General features: G+C 47.4%; 13 protein-coding genes and 3 pseudogenes. 6 read left to right on the top strand and 10 right to left on the bottom strand.

What is annotated here, in order from left to right; translation table 11 throughout:
* Positions 1 to 452: 452 nt before the first annotated feature.
* The 5 genes and pseudogenes from NDA02_RS26480 to NDA02_RS26460 all read left to right on the top strand — a co-directional run.
* A pseudogene (locus NDA02_RS26480) lies at positions 453 to 572 on the top strand (flavodoxin FldA); the annotation flags it as partial.
* Between the two features lie 85 nt (positions 573 to 657).
* A complete protein-coding gene (locus NDA02_RS26475) occupies positions 658 to 1,131 on the top strand; it encodes a heavy metal-responsive transcriptional regulator (RefSeq protein WP_190791143.1) in 474 nt (157 codons plus the stop codon).
* Between the two features lie 100 nt (positions 1,132 to 1,231).
* Positions 1,232 to 1,396 carry a heavy-metal-associated domain-containing protein gene (locus NDA02_RS26470; RefSeq protein WP_242067235.1) on the top strand — a complete coding sequence of 55 codons (165 nt, stop codon included), beginning with the start codon at positions 1,232 to 1,234 and terminating at the stop codon, positions 1,394 to 1,396.
* 101 nt (positions 1,397 to 1,497) lie between these two features.
* Positions 1,498 to 3,765 (top strand): heavy metal translocating P-type ATPase, encoded by a 2,268-nt coding sequence (locus NDA02_RS26465; RefSeq protein ID WP_190791141.1) that lies wholly within the window; start codon positions 1,498 to 1,500, stop codon positions 3,763 to 3,765.
* Between the two features lie 15 nt (positions 3,766 to 3,780).
* Positions 3,781 to 4,395: a cupredoxin domain-containing protein gene (locus NDA02_RS26460; protein WP_190791140.1), complete on the top strand. Its 615-nt coding sequence runs from the start codon at positions 3,781 to 3,783 to the stop codon at positions 4,393 to 4,395.
* Here the strand turns inward: NDA02_RS26460 and NDA02_RS26455 are convergent.
* From NDA02_RS26455 to NDA02_RS26415, 9 genes and pseudogenes are all read right to left on the bottom strand, one after another.
* Positions 4,390 to 4,503 (bottom strand): annotated as a pseudogene (locus NDA02_RS26455) (IS6 family transposase); the annotation flags it as partial. The gene NDA02_RS26460 and the pseudogene NDA02_RS26455 sit on opposite strands and share 6 nt — an antisense overlap.
* Positions 4,504 to 4,639: 136 nt before the next feature.
* Entirely contained in the window at positions 4,640 to 6,424 is a 1,785-nt protein-coding gene (locus NDA02_RS26450) for an amidase (RefSeq protein ID WP_242067236.1), read from the bottom strand.
* Positions 6,425 to 6,714: 290 nt separating this feature from the next.
* Positions 6,715 to 8,919 carry an amidase family protein gene (locus NDA02_RS26445; protein WP_190791138.1) on the bottom strand — a complete coding sequence of 735 codons (2,205 nt, stop codon included), beginning with the start codon at positions 8,917 to 8,919 and terminating at the stop codon, positions 6,715 to 6,717.
* Between the two features lie 17 nt (positions 8,920 to 8,936).
* Complete coding sequence (locus tag NDA02_RS26440; RefSeq protein ID WP_190791137.1) at positions 8,937 to 10,076, bottom strand: asparaginase; 1,140 nt, start codon at positions 10,074 to 10,076, stop codon at positions 8,937 to 8,939.
* Between the two features lie 213 nt (positions 10,077 to 10,289).
* A complete protein-coding gene (locus tag NDA02_RS26435) occupies positions 10,290 to 11,501 on the bottom strand; it encodes an MFS transporter (protein WP_348256206.1) in 1,212 nt (403 codons plus the stop codon).
* A 157-nt stretch (positions 11,502 to 11,658) separates the two neighbouring features.
* A complete protein-coding gene (locus NDA02_RS26430; protein ID WP_348256205.1) occupies positions 11,659 to 12,360 on the bottom strand; it encodes an isochorismatase family protein in 702 nt (233 codons plus the stop codon).
* A 41-nt stretch (positions 12,361 to 12,401) separates the two neighbouring features.
* Positions 12,402 to 13,445, bottom strand: coding sequence for an ABC transporter substrate-binding protein (locus NDA02_RS26425; RefSeq protein ID WP_348256204.1), 1,044 nt, complete (start codon positions 13,443 to 13,445; stop codon positions 12,402 to 12,404).
* A gap of 106 nt (positions 13,446 to 13,551) precedes the next feature.
* The gene (locus tag NDA02_RS26420; protein WP_348248250.1) at positions 13,552 to 14,415 is read right to left on the bottom strand and encodes an ABC transporter permease; all 864 of its coding nucleotides are present in this window, start codon (positions 14,413 to 14,415) and stop codon (positions 13,552 to 13,554) included.
* On the bottom strand, positions 14,412 to 15,245 hold the full coding sequence (locus NDA02_RS26415) for an ABC transporter ATP-binding protein (RefSeq protein ID WP_190790467.1): 834 nt from the start codon (positions 15,243 to 15,245) through the stop codon (positions 14,412 to 14,414). The genes NDA02_RS26420 and NDA02_RS26415 overlap by 4 nt, the downstream gene beginning before the upstream one ends.
* A 518-nt stretch (positions 15,246 to 15,763) precedes the next feature.
* On the opposite strand from NDA02_RS26415, the gene NDA02_RS26410 reads away from it, so the two are divergent.
* The gene (locus NDA02_RS26410) at positions 15,764 to 16,711 is read left to right on the top strand and encodes a LysR family transcriptional regulator (protein ID WP_348248251.1); all 948 of its coding nucleotides are present in this window, start codon (positions 15,764 to 15,766) and stop codon (positions 16,709 to 16,711) included.
* A gap of 30 nt (positions 16,712 to 16,741) precedes the next feature.
* On the opposite strand, the pseudogene NDA02_RS26405 reads toward NDA02_RS26410, so the two are convergent.
* Positions 16,742 to 17,465: pseudogene (locus NDA02_RS26405) on the bottom strand (IS6 family transposase).
* Positions 17,466 to 17,541 lie beyond the last annotated feature (76 nt).

The following is a 17,541-nucleotide window of genomic DNA, read 5'->3' as shown; positions in this document are numbered from 1 at the left end:
ACCGCATCAACTGCTTTGCGCCGCAGGTCATCACTGTAGGGGGAAGGCATCGGCACTCCTAGACGCTTGTTTCTCGCTAGCTTAGCGTTCTCACCTGATCTCGTAAAGCTATACCACTTGACCTAGTTCAGTTGAGTTAATTGGGTCGATGTGTTTCTTCATACTTTTAAGTGTATATGCACTTATTCTAAATATCAAGAGGCTGCATGAAATCTGCTGCTCAGCGACCATTTCAAAACTTTGTCTCACTGAGAGCCTCAAAACAACTAGCCTCAGACACCCCCTCAGACACCAACAGATCCGTTTTAAGCAACCGCCACAACCCGAAACGCAAGCGGCAAAACGCTAGAGTTGAGCTGACGCACTTCATCTTCAAGCTTAACTGGTCGGCTTTGATATTCGGCTCTAACCCAGTGTTCGGCTACTTTGAAGCTTGGTCTGATTTTACGTAAAAAGCAGTGCGGGAGGGAGAGTTCGTTGGGCTGACGTTAGATGCAGACAACCAGGCTGAACTGACCGAAGAACAGATTAAATCCTGGATAGTCCAACTTAAGACAGAGCTTGGTGTATGACCCCTTGACTTTCCAGTGGACTGGAAGCTTCAAGATGAAGCTAAGGACTTAACCCCTTTTAGTCCTGCGTTCAGGAGGTGCTGTTATGCTTGTCACTACAGAAAAGCGACTCAAAATTGGTGAAGTGGCTGAGACCAGTCAATTGCCGATTAAAACCATTCGCTACTACGAAGAATTAGGATTGCTAACCCCCACTGTGAGCCGTTCAGGATCCAACTACCGTCTGTTTGAGCCAAGCGTTCTTCAGCGGCTGGCATTCATCCGGCAATCCCAGGCTTTGGGACTTAGCTTACGCGAAATTCAGGATATCCTTCAGGTTCACGACGCGGGGCAACTTCCCTGCGATGAGGTCAAACAGAATCTTCAGCGTAAAGTGCAGCAAATCCATGAGCAGATTGCATCACTCGAACTCCTGCGATCGCAATTAACTCAGTTGCTCAACGGCTGGCAGGAGTTTCCCCAATCTGAAGTTACGGAAGAAACAATCTGCCCCAATCTCGATACCGTTCCAGACTCTCTTTCTGACCCAACCCATTGGCAAACTGCTTTGAAAAATTAATCGTTTCTCCCTTGACTCTCCCGTCTACTGGAAGCATCACACTGAAATTTATCCACTCATATCAACAGTTTGAGACATCGACCGTTTGAGGATAACCACAATGACGCTACAGCTTACCGTTCCTAACATGGCTTGCTCTGCCTGTGCAACCACAATCACGAAGGCAGTTAAGGCGGTTAGCGCTTCACGCAACTCCCAAGGAACCGCTCCTGCTGCCCAAATCAACGCTGATCCCAAATCAAAACAGGTCAACATCGACACTTAGGCAAACGAAGCAGCCGTTCGAGACGCAATCGTTACTGCTGGATACACGATCGCTTGATTGTCCGCTTTCCATACTGCACAAGCTTTTGAAGGAGATGATTTATGGCATCAGACCAAGCAACGTTAAAACTACGCGGTATGAGTTGCGCTTCCTGTGCCAATAACATTGAGCAGGTAATCAAATCAGTTCCGGGCGTAACGGAATGCTCCGTCAACTTCGGAGCCGAGCAAGCCAGCATCGTCTACGACCCTCAGCACACCGACCTGGGAAAAATTCAGAATGCCGTGAGCGAGGCCGGCTATTCCTCCTTCTCTCTACAAGAGCAGGAAATGGTGACGGGTGAAGACGATGCTGAAAAAGCGGCTCGACTGGCAGAAAGTCGTGACCTAAGGCGCAAAGTCTGGGTTGGCGGCATGATTAGCGCGATTCTGATGATTGGCGGACTGCCCACGATGACGGGACTGCATCTTCCGTTGATTCCTGCCTGGCTGCACAACTTCTGGCTTCAGGCAGTGCTGACGGCTCCGGTGCTGTTCTGGTGCGGTCAACAGTTCTTTGTGAATGGCTGGAAAGCGTTCAAACGCCACAACGCCACAATGGACACTCTGATTGCTCTGGGAACGAGTGCTGCTTACTTTTATTCGCTGTTCGTCACGATCTTTCCCGAATTTCTCACCGCCCAGGGGCTGGCTCCGGCAGTTTACTACGAAGTTGCGGCGATCGTTATTACCCTGATTTTATTGGGGCGACTGTTTGAGAACCGGGCAAGGGGACAAACCTCCGAAGCGATTCGGAAACTAATGGGCTTGCAGGCGCGGACTGCCCGCATCGTTCGTAATGGCAAAGAGCAGGAAGTACCAATCAATGAGGTGTTGCCAGGTGATATCGTTGCGGTGCGTCCTGGCGAGAAGATTCCGGTGGACGGAGAGATTGTTAACGGTGTCTCCACGATCGACGAGTCGATGGTGACCGGGGAAAGCATTCCGGTTAAAAAGCAGGCAGGCGATGAAGTGATCGGCGCGACCATTAATAAAACAGGCAGTTTTCAGTTTCGCGCGACGCGAGTGGGAAAGGATACATTTCTGGCGCAGATCGTCAAACTGGTGCAGGAAGCGCAGGGATCAAAAGCTCCGATTCAGCGACTTGCAGATCAGGTGACGGGCTGGTTCGTCCCCGTGGTGATTGCGATCGCCTTGCTCACCTTCCTAATCTGGTTTAACGTCATGGGCAACCTGACGCTGGCGATTATCACCACGGTTGAAGTCCTGATTATTGCCTGCCCCTGTGCACTCGGACTGGCTACACCAACCTCGATTATGGTGGGCACGGGCAAAGGCGCAGAAAACGGAATTTTAATCAAAGGAGCCGAAAGTTTAGAGCTGGCACACAAAATTCAGACGATCGTGTTAGACAAAACGGGAACGCTGACGCAGGGTAAACCCACGGTCACAAATTTCATCACCGTGAACGGAATTGCGAACGGCAACGAGATAAAACTCATACAGCTTGCTGCATCCCTTGAGCATAATTCAGAACATCCCCTCGCAGAAGCCGTGGTACGCTATGCCGAATCTCAGCAGGTTGAACTAAAAGACGTTCAGGAGTTTGAGGCGATCGCTGGAAGTGGCGTTGAGGGATACGTTTCTGGTCATCTGGTGCAGATTGGTACGGGACGCTGGATGCGTGAACTAAACATTGATACGCAAGCTCTCCAGGAACACAAAGATCAGCTCGAAGCTGCCGGAAAAACTGCCGTCTGGCTGGCAGTGGATGGCAAAATGCAGGGCGTAGTCGGCATCGCAGATGCCCTGAAACCTTCTTCTATAGCGGCAGTACGCGCCCTCAAGCGATTAGGTTTGCAGGTCGTGATGCTCACAGGCGACAACCAGCGCACCGCAGAAGCGATTGCCCGCGAAGTGGGAATTGTCCGAGTCCTGGCAGAAGTCCGTCCTGACCAGAAGGCCGCTACTGTTCAATCGCTCCAGTCGGAAGGCAAGATTGTTGCAATGGTGGGAGACGGCATCAACGATGCGCCTGCCCTAGCTCAAGCCGATGTCGGAATTGCGATCGGAACTGGGACCGATGTGGCGATCGCTGCCAGTGACATCACGCTCATTTCAGGCGACTTGCAGGGAATCGTGACCGCCATTCAACTCTCGCGCGCCACACTGCGAAACATTCGGCAAAATTTGTTTTTTGCTTTCGTCTACAACGTCGCTGGCATTCCGATCGCCGCTGGCATCCTGTATCCGTTCTTCGGCTGGCTGCTCAGTCCTGTAATTGCAGGTGCAGCAATGGCATTCAGTTCGGTATCTGTAGTCAGCAATGCCCTGCGTCTGCGAAATTTTCAGCCTAAGCACATTCAGTAGAAGGATGATAGAACGATGAAATTCCGTCGATTAATTGGAACGCTGGCAGGCTTTGGGCTAGTGTTTGGAGGGGGTGGGACGATTGCATTAACCGTTGTGGAAGCAGGTGTTGCCGCTCCTGAAGCCAGCATGGAAATGCCACATGGTTCGACCTCTACACCAGAATTCCAGAAAATTGAGCAACCTCTGGGCGTAAAGCTGGGAGTCACCGCAGGCGGAGTGGGTTTGATCGGATTGGAACTGTGGTGGTTTTTGGGAAGGAAACCCAGATCGCAAAAGGCACAGTCTCAAAAAGGTATTCAGGAACTTGATATTGCAGTTGATGGTGGCTATGAGCCAAATCGCATCGTGGTTCAGGCAGGGCAACCGGTGCGGCTCAACTTCTTCCGCAAAGATCCCACCCGTTGTTTAGAGCAGGTTCTCATCCCAGACTTTCGGATTGCGAAAGACCTGCCGTTCAATAAACGCACGGCGATCGAATTTACCCCCCAACAGCCCGGTGACTATCCCTTTACCTGCGGCATGAATATGTATCGCGGTGTGATTCAAGTCGTGAATTCAAACCGTCAATCGACTTCTCCAGAAGCCAACCCGCACTGTTTCATGCCTAGACTCGAACCTTTACAGTAAGAAGAATTCGGCAATATCCCGAAAGCTGAGCTTGTAGCGCAACCGACACAGCAGCACTTGGAACACGATATCAGCGGGCACCTCAATGAAGTTGAAGGTTGAGGGCAGTAGTCAGTTTATCAAGCCGGGGCTCCTACCCTCAATTTGAGTACCCAGTTCTGGCAGTTTCCTTGCATCCGATAAACAGAGCCGAGCAAAGCCCGGCTTAGTTACGATAGGCTTGCTACAAGGTTATCTATCGCGTTTAAGCGAATTCACTTGCTGTGATCAGATCAGCATCAACTCCTTTCAAAACTACTAACACGTCCTTATCCAGCAGAATACGAGTATTCTGTCCAACTTGAGTAATTATCAAATCATCAAATTGGACTTCCTGACTCAGCTTAAACTGGTCTAATTCAACTTTGTAATCTTCAATCACATCTCTTCCCAAACCTGTCTTCAGAATGAATGTCTTCCCTATATTTCGATCGCTACCAGTTCCTCCATAAAGTAATTTATCAACAGCTGTGAGATCGGGTGTTGTACCAGGTGTTTTGCGGTACTTTGTAGCTTGCTCAAAGTCGAAAGCGTAGCCTAAAATTTCTGCTTCACCGTAGTAATCTCCCATAAAACTGAGGGAAGCAGGAGCACTGCCCTTCGTATATCCCATTGGAACTGTGACAACGGGTAAGCCCATCACGTTTGATTCAGCATCAGCGTTTCGATTAAAGGGAATAGGTCCTGTTGGTCCAGATTCATCTGGGATTGCAGCACGTAGAGTCGGAAACACAAACGCATCAATACCCTGTTTTTTAACAAAGGGTTCAAAATCATTGACGCGCCATTGCTCCAATGCTTTCAGAACAGTCTGTAGGGCTTCGTCTTCAAATGAGCGAGGGGTTCCTTTTTCAAGAGCTTCTAGAGTTTGAACTAGAGCAGTATCGGAAAACTCTCCAGTAATCGCAGTTTTTACATCTAGCAGTGAGTCAATTTCTGGATTGTTGAGATCTTTGATAAATTCTTCCAGATAGTAGGCAGCGCTTTCTCGATTCCAATTAGGAAACTGTTCGTCGGACCAGCCATAATCCCACTCTTCCTCACGATTGATCCATTTAGAAAGGTAAGGGGCTGTGTCTACCTCAATTACAGTTGCGCCCTGCTCTTTCAGAGTTTGCTTGGCATCCTCAAATAGCTTTTCAATTTCAGGATCAAGCTCAAATCCTTCTCCCAATTTTTGATCCTTACCAACATATATTTTGGGAACGGCAAGAACTTTTCCTTCTAATGCCTTTTCGTTCAAAACCTCTGGCGATGCGTAGGACTCTGGGCGATCGTTAGCCCCCTCTGGTTTATAGGAATACCAGAGATCTTCCGGATCTTCCTGCGCCAGTACATCCATCATGATTGCTGTGTCTGTCACACTGCGCGTCATGGGACCAATCACATCCCGAAATGGGGAAAGTGGAATAGTTCCATCAACTGAGACAAGTCCCCGGCTCGGCTTAATTCCGACAAGCGAATTTGCTGCACTGGGGATAACGATTGATCCTCCCGTCTCGCCCCCCATTCCTGCAATTGCAAAGTTTGCTGCGATTGCAGATCCAGTACCAGAGCTTGATCCTCCTGTTTCCTTGTTCAGATTGTAGGGATTGCGAGTGCCACCAAACAAGTTGCTAAAGCCGCGAACACCACTGGCAAAGCTGTCCATGTTTGTTTTGCCCAGGATAATCGCGCCTGCTTCTCGCAATTTCTCTACTACAAATGCATCGTCGTCTGAAACAAAATTCTCAAAACCTCGAACTGCACCTGTGGTTGCTAATCCTGCTACGTTGTATGAATCCTTGACCATTATAGGAACGCCGTGCAGTGGTCCAAGAATTGTGCCTTCGGCGCGCAACTGGTCTAGTCTTTCAGCCTGTTCAAGCGCATCGGGACTGAGAGTGGCAACGGAGTTGAGATAGGTTCCAGTGAGTTCATCGTCATATACCGAAATTCGATCGAGATAGTACTGAGTTAACTCTACAGCTGAGAGTTCTCCGCTCGCCATTGCAGCTTGTGCTTCTGAAATGGTTAAGTCTAGCAATGAAGGCTTAGATGTCATAGAACAAATCTCCTCAATTGGAAATACTAGTAGTTAAAAGCAGCAGAAAAGTGTGCCTCATTACAACTTCTAGAAAGTCTTGAATTTTCAAAATGAAGGTTGAGGCAAAGGGTGACTCGAACCGTTTCCAAAGTTCCCTAAACTTGAGAAACTTTAAATGGAAACTGAGTCAGGAATCCTCTGGAATTACAGGCTGCAAGATGAATGCAGCACATTGAATACTCTCAAAGCATCTTCTAAACAAACACAAAGTTATTTGCTGTTAATGCATCTGCCTCAGTATTCAACAGCGTTGCTACAACTGCATCGCCCACACGGATATCTGTATTTTGCCCGACCTGGCTGAAGGATAAATCTGTGAAACGCAGGCTTAAATCACTAATTCCAATCACGTCCGTTCCAATCTCATAATCTGCGATCGTGTTTTTGCTGATTGGTAGTTTTGCCTTAGCAATCCAAAACTGGTCTGTTCCTGTGCCTCCTGTCAGTAAATTATCTCCTAATTCACCAACGTATAGTTTGTCGTCTCCCTCATCACCAAAAAGCTGATCTCTCGTTCCTGCAAAAAGTTCATCATTGTTTAAGCCGCCGTAAAGTAAGTTGTCACCTCGTCCTTTTGAGGCATCTAAAATATCTGCTCCCGCTTCTCCAAAGACCTGATCGTTTCGGCTTGCCAATACCTTATCCGCACCATTTCCTGCATAGAGACGATTGCGACCTGTTAAGGCTGGAGTTGTATCGATCGAGTCATTACCATCGCCTGAGAAAACAATATCCCCATTACCGTCAAAATCAGTAATCTGCTTTGCAACAATAACGTCATTTGCGGCATCCCCTGCAACCAGCACTTCTGTCACGTACTCAAATTCTTCACCTTCAAGTGCGGGCAATAGCGGAGAGGCAGCTCGGTGTTGGGTTGCTTGCTCAAAGGAATAGGCTAAACCCAGTAAGGCCGGCTCACTGTAAGGAACTCCTGTAAAGGAAATGGTAATTGGTAAGCCGTCTTCACTCAAGCCTGCTGGAACCGTGATATCTGAGAAACCAAGCAGACTAGCAATCTCTACACCACGAATTGGCGGTGCTGGTAACACTTCTACGAAAGTGGGATCGGTCACTCCTTCAAAGGGGGAAGCAAACGTTCTGGTTGTTGGAAAGACAATCGTGTCAATATCATTGCTTTCATAAATATCAAAGAACGTCTCTCGCAATGCAGGAATAACATTCTGCACTACGTCAATGTACTCAGGATTTTCCAGTCCACCGTAATCTCGAATATTCTTTAACCCTTGCAATCTGGAGGGTGGCACTAAATCCGCAAATTCTGGCGATTCTGCGATCGCGATAATATCATCCAGCGTCTTAGGATAGCCCTCCTCCAAAGTAGACAGGTACTCAGCGAGCTGAGATGGGAACTCCGCTAACCCAATTGATCGTGAGGCATTGATCATGGTGGTTAGCAACTCGTTTGATAAATCGAGTTCAACGATCGTGGCTCCCAGATCTTCCATTACCTGAATAGCCTCATCGATCAGGCGATCGACTTCCGGATCACCCCCAAACCAGACACGACCTACCCCAATCCGTGCCCCTTTCAATGCATCAGGCTGTAGGAATTGGGTGTAATCCTCAAAAAATTTGTCGGGTTGTGCTTGAGGAGCTGGAATAGGAGTTTTAAAAATAGGGTCGTTAGGATCGTATTGCACCATCGATCCTAGAGCAACAGCAGCATCGGTGACGGTTCGTGCCATTGGCCCAATTCCATCACGGGAAAGGGCAAAAGGAACAATACCATCCAGGGGAATCAATCCACGTGTAGGACGAATACCCACCAAACCATTGAAAGAGGAAGGCCCACGAATAGAACCACCAGTATCACTTCCAGTGCCAAGAACTGCAAAATTAGCGGCGATCGCTGCCCCCGTGCCGCCACTGGAACCAGATGCGTTCCGGTTAAAGTTATAAGGGTTACGAGTCTCGCCTCCATACTCTGTGTAAACGCCCAGCCCGCCTCTAGCAGCGAACTCACGCATATTAGCTTTACCTAAAATGATGGCTCCATCTTCTCGCAACAGCTCTACTGAACGCGCATCATCTGGCGGAACCGAGTCTTTCAGAACGATAGAACCAGCTGTCGTTGGCAAATCAAAGGTGTCAAAGTTATCTTTGAGCACGATTGGAATGCCGTGCAACGGTCCCTTTAGCGTTCCTGACCGACGCTCTTCATCTAATTGTCGAGCCGTTTCAAGTGCGCTTGGGTTGACACTAATCATGGAGTTGAGTGTCGGTCCCTGCTGATCGTAAGCTTCAATTCGGTTTAAATAAAGCTGTACAAGCTGTTCAGCCGTCAGAGCTTCAAATTCAAAAGCTTTCGTAATTTCCTCAATCGTTGCCTCTATCAGCTTGAATGAAGTGGGGGCTGATAGCCGGGTTGTCGTTATCATGGTAGATTTCCTGTTGATTAGTATTCCTCAAAAATGCGGCGAATCTCAGCCGGATCACTGGTTTGCGTTAACGCTAACATCAGCAAGATACGGGCCTTTTGAGGCAGTAGATTATCGCCGGGAATAATCCCTGCATCGACATATCTCTGGCGATCGAGAACTCGCCCGTTGCCAACTCGGCTTGATGCAATCACAGTGACTCCACGTTGAACAGCTTCCTTTAACCCTTCAAACTCACGGGGTGCTGCTCCGCCCGCTCCTGTTCCTGCCAAAATAATGCCCTTCGTCCCTGCTTCGACTAGCGCATCAACTGTGTCACGAGATGCTTCAGCGTAGGAGTAAACAACGTCTACTCTCGGTAGTTCCGTCACACTGGTAATATCAAATTCCGACCGCACGGTATGGCGACGCATTGGAGAACGGTAGTACACAACGCGATCGGAGTCTGCATAGCCAAGAAACCCTAATTCACCAGATTGAAAAGTTTCCAGGCGAAACGTATTTGTTTTTGTGACATCTCTAGCAGAGTTGATTTGGTCGTTCATGACGAGTAGTGCGCCCATTCCTCGCGAATGAGGAGCCGCAGCAACCCGAACAGCGTTGATTAAATTGAGTGGACCATCCGCACTAATTGCAGTTGCAGGTCGTTGCGCCCCTACCAAAACGACAGGTTTATCTGATTGAACCGTAAGATGCAAAAAGAAGGAAGTTTCTTCCAGCGTATTGGTTCCATGCGTAATCACAACCCCTGCTACGTCTGGCTCGGTGGCAAAAATTTCGTTAATTCGCTTTGCCATTTTTAGCCAGATTTCGCTAGTCATATCAGGACTACCGATATTGGCAATTTCTTCAACTTCAACGTTGGCAAAGTTTTGAATCTCTGGTACAGCTTCGACCAGCGCATTCCCTTCAACTCGACCAGCTGTATAGTCTGACAAAGTGAGTGGCGTTGCTCCACGGCTAGCGATCGTTCCTCCCGTTGTCAAGATTTTTACTTTCGGCAGTTCGGTAGCTGTTTCGGCTTGAGCAACCCTGACTTCGGAAGAGTTTGTGGCTAAGGAAGTAACGGGTAAAGAATAAACCGCGAATGGGGCAGCAAGAGCAGCAGGACTTACCAGAAATATTCCTGGTAATAGACGATGGATAAGTTTGTTCATTTCTAATTTACTCCTCACTTAACTCATGCACCCAAGATTTTCTGAGAAATTAATGTAATTATTGGGTAAACAGAGTAATGCAAGTAGTGTACATAGCAACATATTTAATTGGATTTTGCAATGAACGGTATGCCGCTCCTCAATAGACAAATTACAATAGACAAACTGATATATTTAGAAATATTTTGTGAAGCTCAGGGTGCGAAATATCTTTTATGTTTCAGTAGGCTGCGTTTCTCTTGTCAGGACTGCAAAAAACAGCGTTGAGATAATCACCAAAATGCTGTTAAACATCAGGCCACCAGCAAGCGTATAAGGAGTTAAATCAGCAACTGCGCCAACGAGAACGGGACCAACCATAAATCCCAAATCGCTGATAGCTCTTAAAAGTCCCATTGCAGGTCCGAATCTGGCTTGAGGCGTAACATCGGCAGCATAGGCAGCAGCAGCAGGAGAACTAATTCCCATTGCAACTCCCAGAATAACGATAGCAATCCAGAAAAGACTGGGAATCGGCGACCAGGCAACGAGAATTAAAGCAGCGGCACAAGCTGTTTGAGCGGGAACAATCACAATTTTCCGGCCATACCTGTCCATCATTCTTCCGGCAAGCGGCAGGGCCAGAAAATTAGCCAGTGTTGCGATCGTTAAGATTAGCCCGATCTTATCTGAGTTCATCTGAAACCGATTGAGTCCAATTAATGGAATCAGCGTGAACTTTGCAGCGGTTCGGGTAAAGAAGATAGCAAACGAAACAACGGTAATCAGCAAAAATTTGCGGCTGGACATCAGTAATTTCAGGTCGTTGAGTCCTCCGAGAGATTTCCGTTCTCCGGAAACAGAGTTGACTGTCAAGTCCCGGTTGAGTGTTTCTGAAACCGAGCAGAATGCAATCAATGCCGCGATTGCAGAGACAACACCAAATAGCCAGAACGGAGCCGCATACCCCCAAGTACTGGCAGCAAAACCGCCCACAACAGGTCCTAGTGAAGTGCCCGTTAGCAGCGCGGTCTGGTAAAGTGCCATTGTTCGACCGCGAGTTTCAGGGGTGCTGAGGTCTGCCACGGCTGCCATTGCTGCAGTCATGTAAAGAGCTGACCCAACGCCTTGTACAAATCGCCAGGCCAGGAGCCAGGTGAAACTATGGCTTGCTCCTGCTGCAAAAGATGCAATTGCCAGAAGTCCGGGACCACTCCACAATAATCTTCGTCGTCCATACCGTTCTGAAAGTGTTCCTGCTGGAATGTCAACTAATAAGCGAGCAAATCCAAACACGGTAACGGTCATCCCAACCATTACGGTACTGACATTAAAACTGGAGGCATAAAGAGAGAGTACGGGAACAAGCAATCCCATACCCATCATTACGCACATAACAATGATAAGCAGAGGAATTAAGGCTGGCTGTTGCCGTAAAACCAGCATAAACCCTGTGCTTTCAGGATGATGTCGCATGAAAACATATATTGTTTTACTGACAAACAGCAAGGCTTACAGGTCATTTGCGATCGTTGCCCGGTTTCGCTCCGTAAGCCTTGTTAATTCTGAAGTAAGTTTTATATAACCACTATCAGACAGCTGCCTATACTGGATCAGCGATTGAGATTGCTCCCGCAACCTGCATCAAATAATCGATCGCGATATCCACAGAAACAACATCTGCATATTTCATGTGTAGATCAAATAAGCTTACTTTGTGAGAAATTTGACTGCGATCGGCGCAGCATTCATGGGGAATGATGACATTGAAATTGTACTGGAAAGCATCTAGCACCGTTGCCCGCACACAGCCACTCGTCGTCATTCCAGTAACGATTACCGTATCCACTCCTTCATAAACGAGATAAGACGCTAGGGGGGTTCCAAAAAAACCGCTGGGCTTTGACTGCTTGTCAATTACAATTTCTCCCGGAAGTGGAGTTAAGTTCTCGACAATAACATCCCCAGGGGGTAAAGCTGGATCAACGAGAGGTCGTTTTCCAGTTTTCCATCGTCCTCGCTGGACGGGTTTAGGTTTATAATCTGGTTCTGCATAGCCCTTTGTGAAATAAATAGGAATAGTCGCTTTTCGGGCAACATTCAATAGCTTGCGGTTAGCTGCAACTGCGGGATACCCTGTTTCACTCCATCCCGTTGGATAGCGACTGTCAACAAAAGCTCGTGTCATGTCTACGATGATCAGAGCAGGTTTTACTCCGGCTTCCAGAGAGCATTCTATCCCCCGAAAACCAGAACGAAAGCTCATCATATCCACGTTTGAAATAATGCCGTCCCAGGGTTGCATGGTTAATTTCGTTGAAGGATAAAATGAACGTGGTGATTATCTTACAAACGGGAGCTAGAAATTGCTGCTTGCATAAAACGCATGTCAATCACCGCATCATAGGAAACATCTTCTTTTAAGATATTTGCCTTTCGCACTACCGCATGTCCCGTCTTCCACGCTTCAGGTTTAACAATACCGTCTGAGCTCCAGAGCTGATCCGCAAAGGCTCGATCGAGTGTTGCCTTTAGGTCATCTTTTGGCATCATTGGAAATTCTTTCGTCGCAATCTCAAATGCTTCATCTGGATTGTCGTAAACAAATCGGATCGATCGATACAGTGCGCGGGTAAAACGCTCTACGGTTTCAGGTTCCCGATCGATCGTCTGTTTGTGGACATTAATCGTAGAGAAAGCATACGAACCCAACTCTTCTGGAATGCTGTAGACGGGTTCGCCCCAGATTCCCTGACGAATTCCTTGCGTTAAGATTGGCTCTGTTGTGATCGCAAAGTCTGCTTGTTTAGTTTTCACTGCGGCAAGTGCTGCCGTATGCTCTCCTTCAATCAGTACTGCGTCTTTCTGCGGGTCCAACCCCTTCTTTGATAAAACATAGCGCAAGATAGAATTTGGAGTGCTACCAAAGTGGCTGACAGCAATTCGCTTCCCCTGCAGCAGCTCTGCTAAATTTTGCTGAAGTTCAGCTGGGGTAAAGTTGAGATGATTCCCTGCAACAAGATACACATTTCCACGATCGACTACATGAGCGATCGCCCGCAATTCAGCTCCTTTTATTTTGGCTAAAGCATTGCGTTCAGGTCCACCAATAAATCCCCAGGCATCTCCTGCAAGCACTGCGTTGGTATGCGCTCCTCCGCCCTGAAAAGTCACAACTTCAACGTTCAGCCCTTCTTTTTCAAAGAATCCTTGATGTATCCCTACATAAAGCGGCAAATATCCGGTTCCATGCAGCGGTTCCGCGATCACAAGCTTGGTTAAATCACCGCTGTCCCCAGGAGCGATCGCAACACTACAGCTAAAAGCTGCAAACGCAAGCAGAATAAGCCCAAACTGCTTCCAGCACTTTAATTGAGATCGTAAACCCATTAATCTCCACGATAAGAAGTTGAAGCTCCACCGACTGAAGTTCCACCCCCTGAAACTCCACCCACTGAAAAGCCATCCCTTCTGCCCTTTGCCCTGAACGGCAGTTTTACTCCTTGATTGGCTGAGTTCCATGCATTACTCCTTTCAACAGAAGCTGTTCTAGATGTTGCACAAAGGCGTACATCACCACTGAAAGTGCAGCGAGAACGAGTACGCCAACCCAGACCAAAGCAATGTCGTAAGTTTGCCCAGCATAAAGAATCAGCCGACCCAACCCTGCTTGAGATCCAAGAAACTCACCGACGATCGCCCCGGAAAGTGAAAGCCCAATATTGACTCGCAGGGACGAAATAATCCAGGGTAACACCGACGGAATCACAACTTTTGTAAAAACCTGCCATCGAGTTGCTCCCAGTGAGTACATGAGCTGCTGTAAATCAGGATCGACAGCTTGAATACCGCTGTAAGTAGTCAAGACGGATATCACGATTGTCAACGCGACGGCCATTGCAACCTTAGAAGCAAATCCCATCCCAAATACGAGGATGACGAGCGGACCTAATGCCAATTTAGGAGTCGCATGAAAAGCAATGATGAGCGGTTGAGCAATTGCAGCATAGTTGCGCGACCACCAGAAGGTTAACCCAATTGCTGCACCCAGACCTGTACCGATGAAAAATCCAGCGATCGTTGAGCGAAAAGTAAACCAAATATCGCTAACTGCACTGCCCTGACGAAAGAAAACAATTCCAGTCTTTAAAATGGTGAACGGGGAAGACCAGAAAAAAGCGTCGATCCAGCCGATGCGAGTTCCCAATTCCCATACTGTCAACAAAGCGATCGTGATACAGATCTGCCAAAGTACAATGATGTGTTTAGACCAAATCCGTTCGTGTGGCAGCGATCGCCCCTGGCATGAAACTTGTCTTGCCCAGCGCATCGAGTTAACCGGAACTGGAAGTCTAATCATCGCTGCGCTTTTCCTTTTCTTGCGACATCCCGACTGAGCTTTAAAATTGATCCTGCAATGTCTTCATCCGCCAGCAGTGCAAGGCAGGTTTCCTTGAGACGAATGAAGCTTGGATCAGTCACAATTTGACGAGAACGAGGGCGATCGAGCGATATTTCAAGCCGCGCTTTGATTGTTCCGGGGCGAGCCGTTAAGACAAATACTTCATCTGAGAGGTAAACCGCTTCGTCTACATCATGCGTCACAAATAAAACCGTTTTGCCGAAGTCACTCCAGAGCTGAAGCAGCCATTCCTGCATCTGGGCACGGGTTTGTGCATCTAATGCTCCAAAGGGTTCATCTAATAAAATTAACTCAGTATGACACAGCAAAGTACGTAGCAACGCTGCTCGCTGACGCATTCCGCCTGACAATTCAGCCGGATAATGATTCTCAAACCCACCCAGGCCATACTGATAAAGATATGGCAGGGCCAACTGTCTAGCTTTACTAATGGAAATCCCCTGAAGTTCCATCCCCAATACAACGTTGTCTAAAACAGTTCGCCAGGGAAGGAGCAGGTCTTTCTGCATCATGTAGCTTACCAGCCCAATTTTGCCTGTGACATCCCGCTCGTCAATTAAAACTTGACCTGCTGTAGGCTGCTGCAAGCCCGCAATAATGTTAAACAGCGTTGTCTTTCCACTTCCAGAAGGTCCAATCAAGCTGACAAAGCGACCTGCTGAAACTTGCAGACTGATGTCTTCCAAAGCATTGACTGGCCTTCGATCGTGGCTTTGAAAAACATGGCTGATTTCACGTAGCTCTATTTTGCTAGAAAGCCAGTTCATCTTCCGTCGTGTTCCCTTGTGTGACACCGACTCAACCTGCCGAACACACTTGAGTTGAACCCCAATGCGCTACAGGAGTTCTGCGGCTGGAATGATAGCAACTCTTTGCCTCCAACCCTTGAAATCCAAAATCAAGTTAGGGGATTGAGACGGCTGGAATCGTACTTTTCATCACATTTCCGATTACGTTCTAGAATTCCTGCTATTTGTGAATCCAATAGCGCCTTCTTTATCGAATATCATTCGGCCGGCGCAGAATTACCTATGCTGAATTACCTATCTTAGGGTTTGCCTGTATATTTTTTAACAAACAGAGCAATATTGTGGCGAAATTAAGTGCTCCCTGGCTTAGAAGAGTTCACTGACTTTAATGTAGTTAATAATACAGAAAAGTAGGCTTGGCAGATTTAGATTGTCCTGAAAATACGTGCCTGAAGCTATTTCAGTTTAATGCGTTAATTTTATCCCTGAGCAGAAATATTGCCAGCCAATAGATTTACCTGTAGAGTAGCCGAAAAATGAATAAACACAAGGTGGGGCATCTAGATTTTTCAGCCTTGATTTCATTTGTTGAAGTTGCGGAGAAAAATAGCTTTACAGATGCAGCAGTTGCGCTGAATTTATCGCAGCCTACTGTGAGTCAGCACATTCAGAGACTTGAGCGGTTTTTAGGAGTTCAACTTCTACATCGGCGATCGAATGGGGTTTATTTAACAGAGGAAGGTAGGGTATTCATCCGCTATTGCCGAGATTCTTTACAAGCAATGCAAGATGGTGCATTTGCAGTTGCAAGGATGTCTCAAGCAGTGACAGGCATTGTAACGCTAGGGTTAACTCCTTCCTCGTCACAGCGATTTTTATCTCAGATGTTAAGCCGTTATCATCAACAGTATCCTCAAGTTCATGTAAAAATTTTAGAAGACTATACAGAGGGGCTAATTAAGCAAATAGAGCAAGGCTTGCTTGATTTAGCGATTTTGTCACTCCCTTTTCCTCAAGACAATGTAACCTGTGAAGTGCTTTACGAGGAACCAATTCTGCTAGTGATTGGTGCAACCCATCCTTTAGCCACTTCTAAGAAACTTTACCTGGAGGAGATTGAAACACTACCGCTTGTTCTGCATCGGCAGAAATCAACATTCGGTAGCAGCCCTTGTGGAATTGGTAATATCGTTGAGAAGATTTATCAAATTCATCAGCATCGTTTCAAGATCGTTGCCGAGGTCAAAGGTTTTCAGTCAGTCCGGCAACTTTTACTTTCTAACTTCGGTGCAACATTCGCGCCCCATTCCCTGGTTCAAGAAGATTTAGAAGCTGGCAGACTTATTACGATAGAGGTGTCGGAATGTTCTTTGTCGCGATCGGCAGTTCTTATCACAAACCATAGACAGCATTTAAGCCTGGCTGCGGAAAAGATGGTAGAAGTAATTCGAAGTCGAGCAGGTTGTGTCGCAAAAACTCTTTAAAGACAAACAATTTCTATCAATCTCATCGTTTTAAGCAGCTACTCCAAAAATTGCTTCAATAAATCTGACCTGAAATACAATATCCCCTTGATTAATACCATTGACTTGTCCTTTATGAACCCTATATCATCGCTTCGATCCCACTCAAGGTTCTCCTCGCCCTATTGAATGACCTGAACCCCTTATTAGTCTCACTATCCGCTGATGGTTCGATGATCTTGCTCAATAATATTGTTCACATACTTGCTCTGCCTCAACTGGGTCTCCTCGGTGATTGTCTCATCCTCCTGCAGCCCCTCAATTGCTACCGAATAAGCAGCATTTTTTATCGGCAGTAATTACGCGCGGAGCCTGATCGTGCTGAGGTTTGAGCACTTTGCGAAAAATCGGGCGGTTGCCTTGCCATCTCGCTTGGCACTAAGCATAAAGCCTAGGGCATTGCCCTCCGAATCCAGGGCGCAATACAGATATTTTCACGCTCCCCTGACTTTGATATAAGTTTTGTCCACCCTCCAGGAATGATTCGTGGGCCTGGGGTGGGGTCGACTGCATTTGTCCAATTCCGGGGCATACTTCAAAACTAACGGCTGATCGTTAAATGCTCCACTCCCATGCCGTGCTCCTGCATCATTTCCTCCAACTCTCGGTAGCTAAGGGAGTAGCGACAGTACCACTGCCCCTTGAGTAAGATGATTTCAGGTAGAAGGTGCCGCCACTTATTAACCTGGCAAGTATAGAGAGTGCATAAGGTCAGGCAGCATAAGCAATGGCAGGATGTTTAAAGTACCGCACGATGCGCCCCGGCAACTTCTGAAGCTTATGCAGATGAG

Source organism: Leptolyngbya sp. ST-U4 (assembly GCF_039962215.1).
GTDB lineage: Bacteria > Cyanobacteriota > Cyanobacteriia > Elainellales > Elainellaceae > Leptolyngbya_A.
This window is presented reverse-complemented; position numbering and strand designations above follow the sequence as displayed.

Coding starts and splice junctions, on each gene's coding strand:
- NDA02_RS26475 (WP_190791143.1), top strand. CDS start 658: ATGCTTGTCACTACAGAAAAGCGACTCAAAATTGGTGAAGTGGCTGAG.
- NDA02_RS26470 (WP_242067235.1), top strand. CDS start 1,232: ATGACGCTACAGCTTACCGTTCCTAACATGGCTTGCTCTGCCTGTGCA.
- NDA02_RS26465 (WP_190791141.1), top strand. CDS start 1,498: ATGGCATCAGACCAAGCAACGTTAAAACTACGCGGTATGAGTTGCGCT.
- NDA02_RS26460 (WP_190791140.1), top strand. CDS start 3,781: ATGAAATTCCGTCGATTAATTGGAACGCTGGCAGGCTTTGGGCTAGTG.
- NDA02_RS26450 (WP_242067236.1), bottom strand. CDS start 6,424: ATGGCGAGCGGAGAACTCTCAGCTGTAGAGTTAACTCAGTACTATCTC.
- NDA02_RS26445 (WP_190791138.1), bottom strand. CDS start 8,919: ATGATAACGACAACCCGGCTATCAGCCCCCACTTCATTCAAGCTGATA.
- NDA02_RS26440 (WP_190791137.1), bottom strand. CDS start 10,076: ATGAACAAACTTATCCATCGTCTATTACCAGGAATATTTCTGGTAAGT.
- NDA02_RS26435 (WP_348256206.1), bottom strand. CDS start 11,501: ATGCTGGTTTTACGGCAACAGCCAGCCTTAATTCCTCTGCTTATCATT.
- NDA02_RS26430 (WP_348256205.1), bottom strand. CDS start 12,360: ATGCAACCCTGGGACGGCATTATTTCAAACGTGGATATGATGAGCTTT.
- NDA02_RS26425 (WP_348256204.1), bottom strand. CDS start 13,445: ATGGGTTTACGATCTCAATTAAAGTGCTGGAAGCAGTTTGGGCTTATT.
- NDA02_RS26420 (WP_348248250.1), bottom strand. CDS start 14,415: ATGATTAGACTTCCAGTTCCGGTTAACTCGATGCGCTGGGCAAGACAA.
- NDA02_RS26415 (WP_190790467.1), bottom strand. CDS start 15,245: ATGAACTGGCTTTCTAGCAAAATAGAGCTACGTGAAATCAGCCATGTT.
- NDA02_RS26410 (WP_348248251.1), top strand. CDS start 15,764: ATGAATAAACACAAGGTGGGGCATCTAGATTTTTCAGCCTTGATTTCA.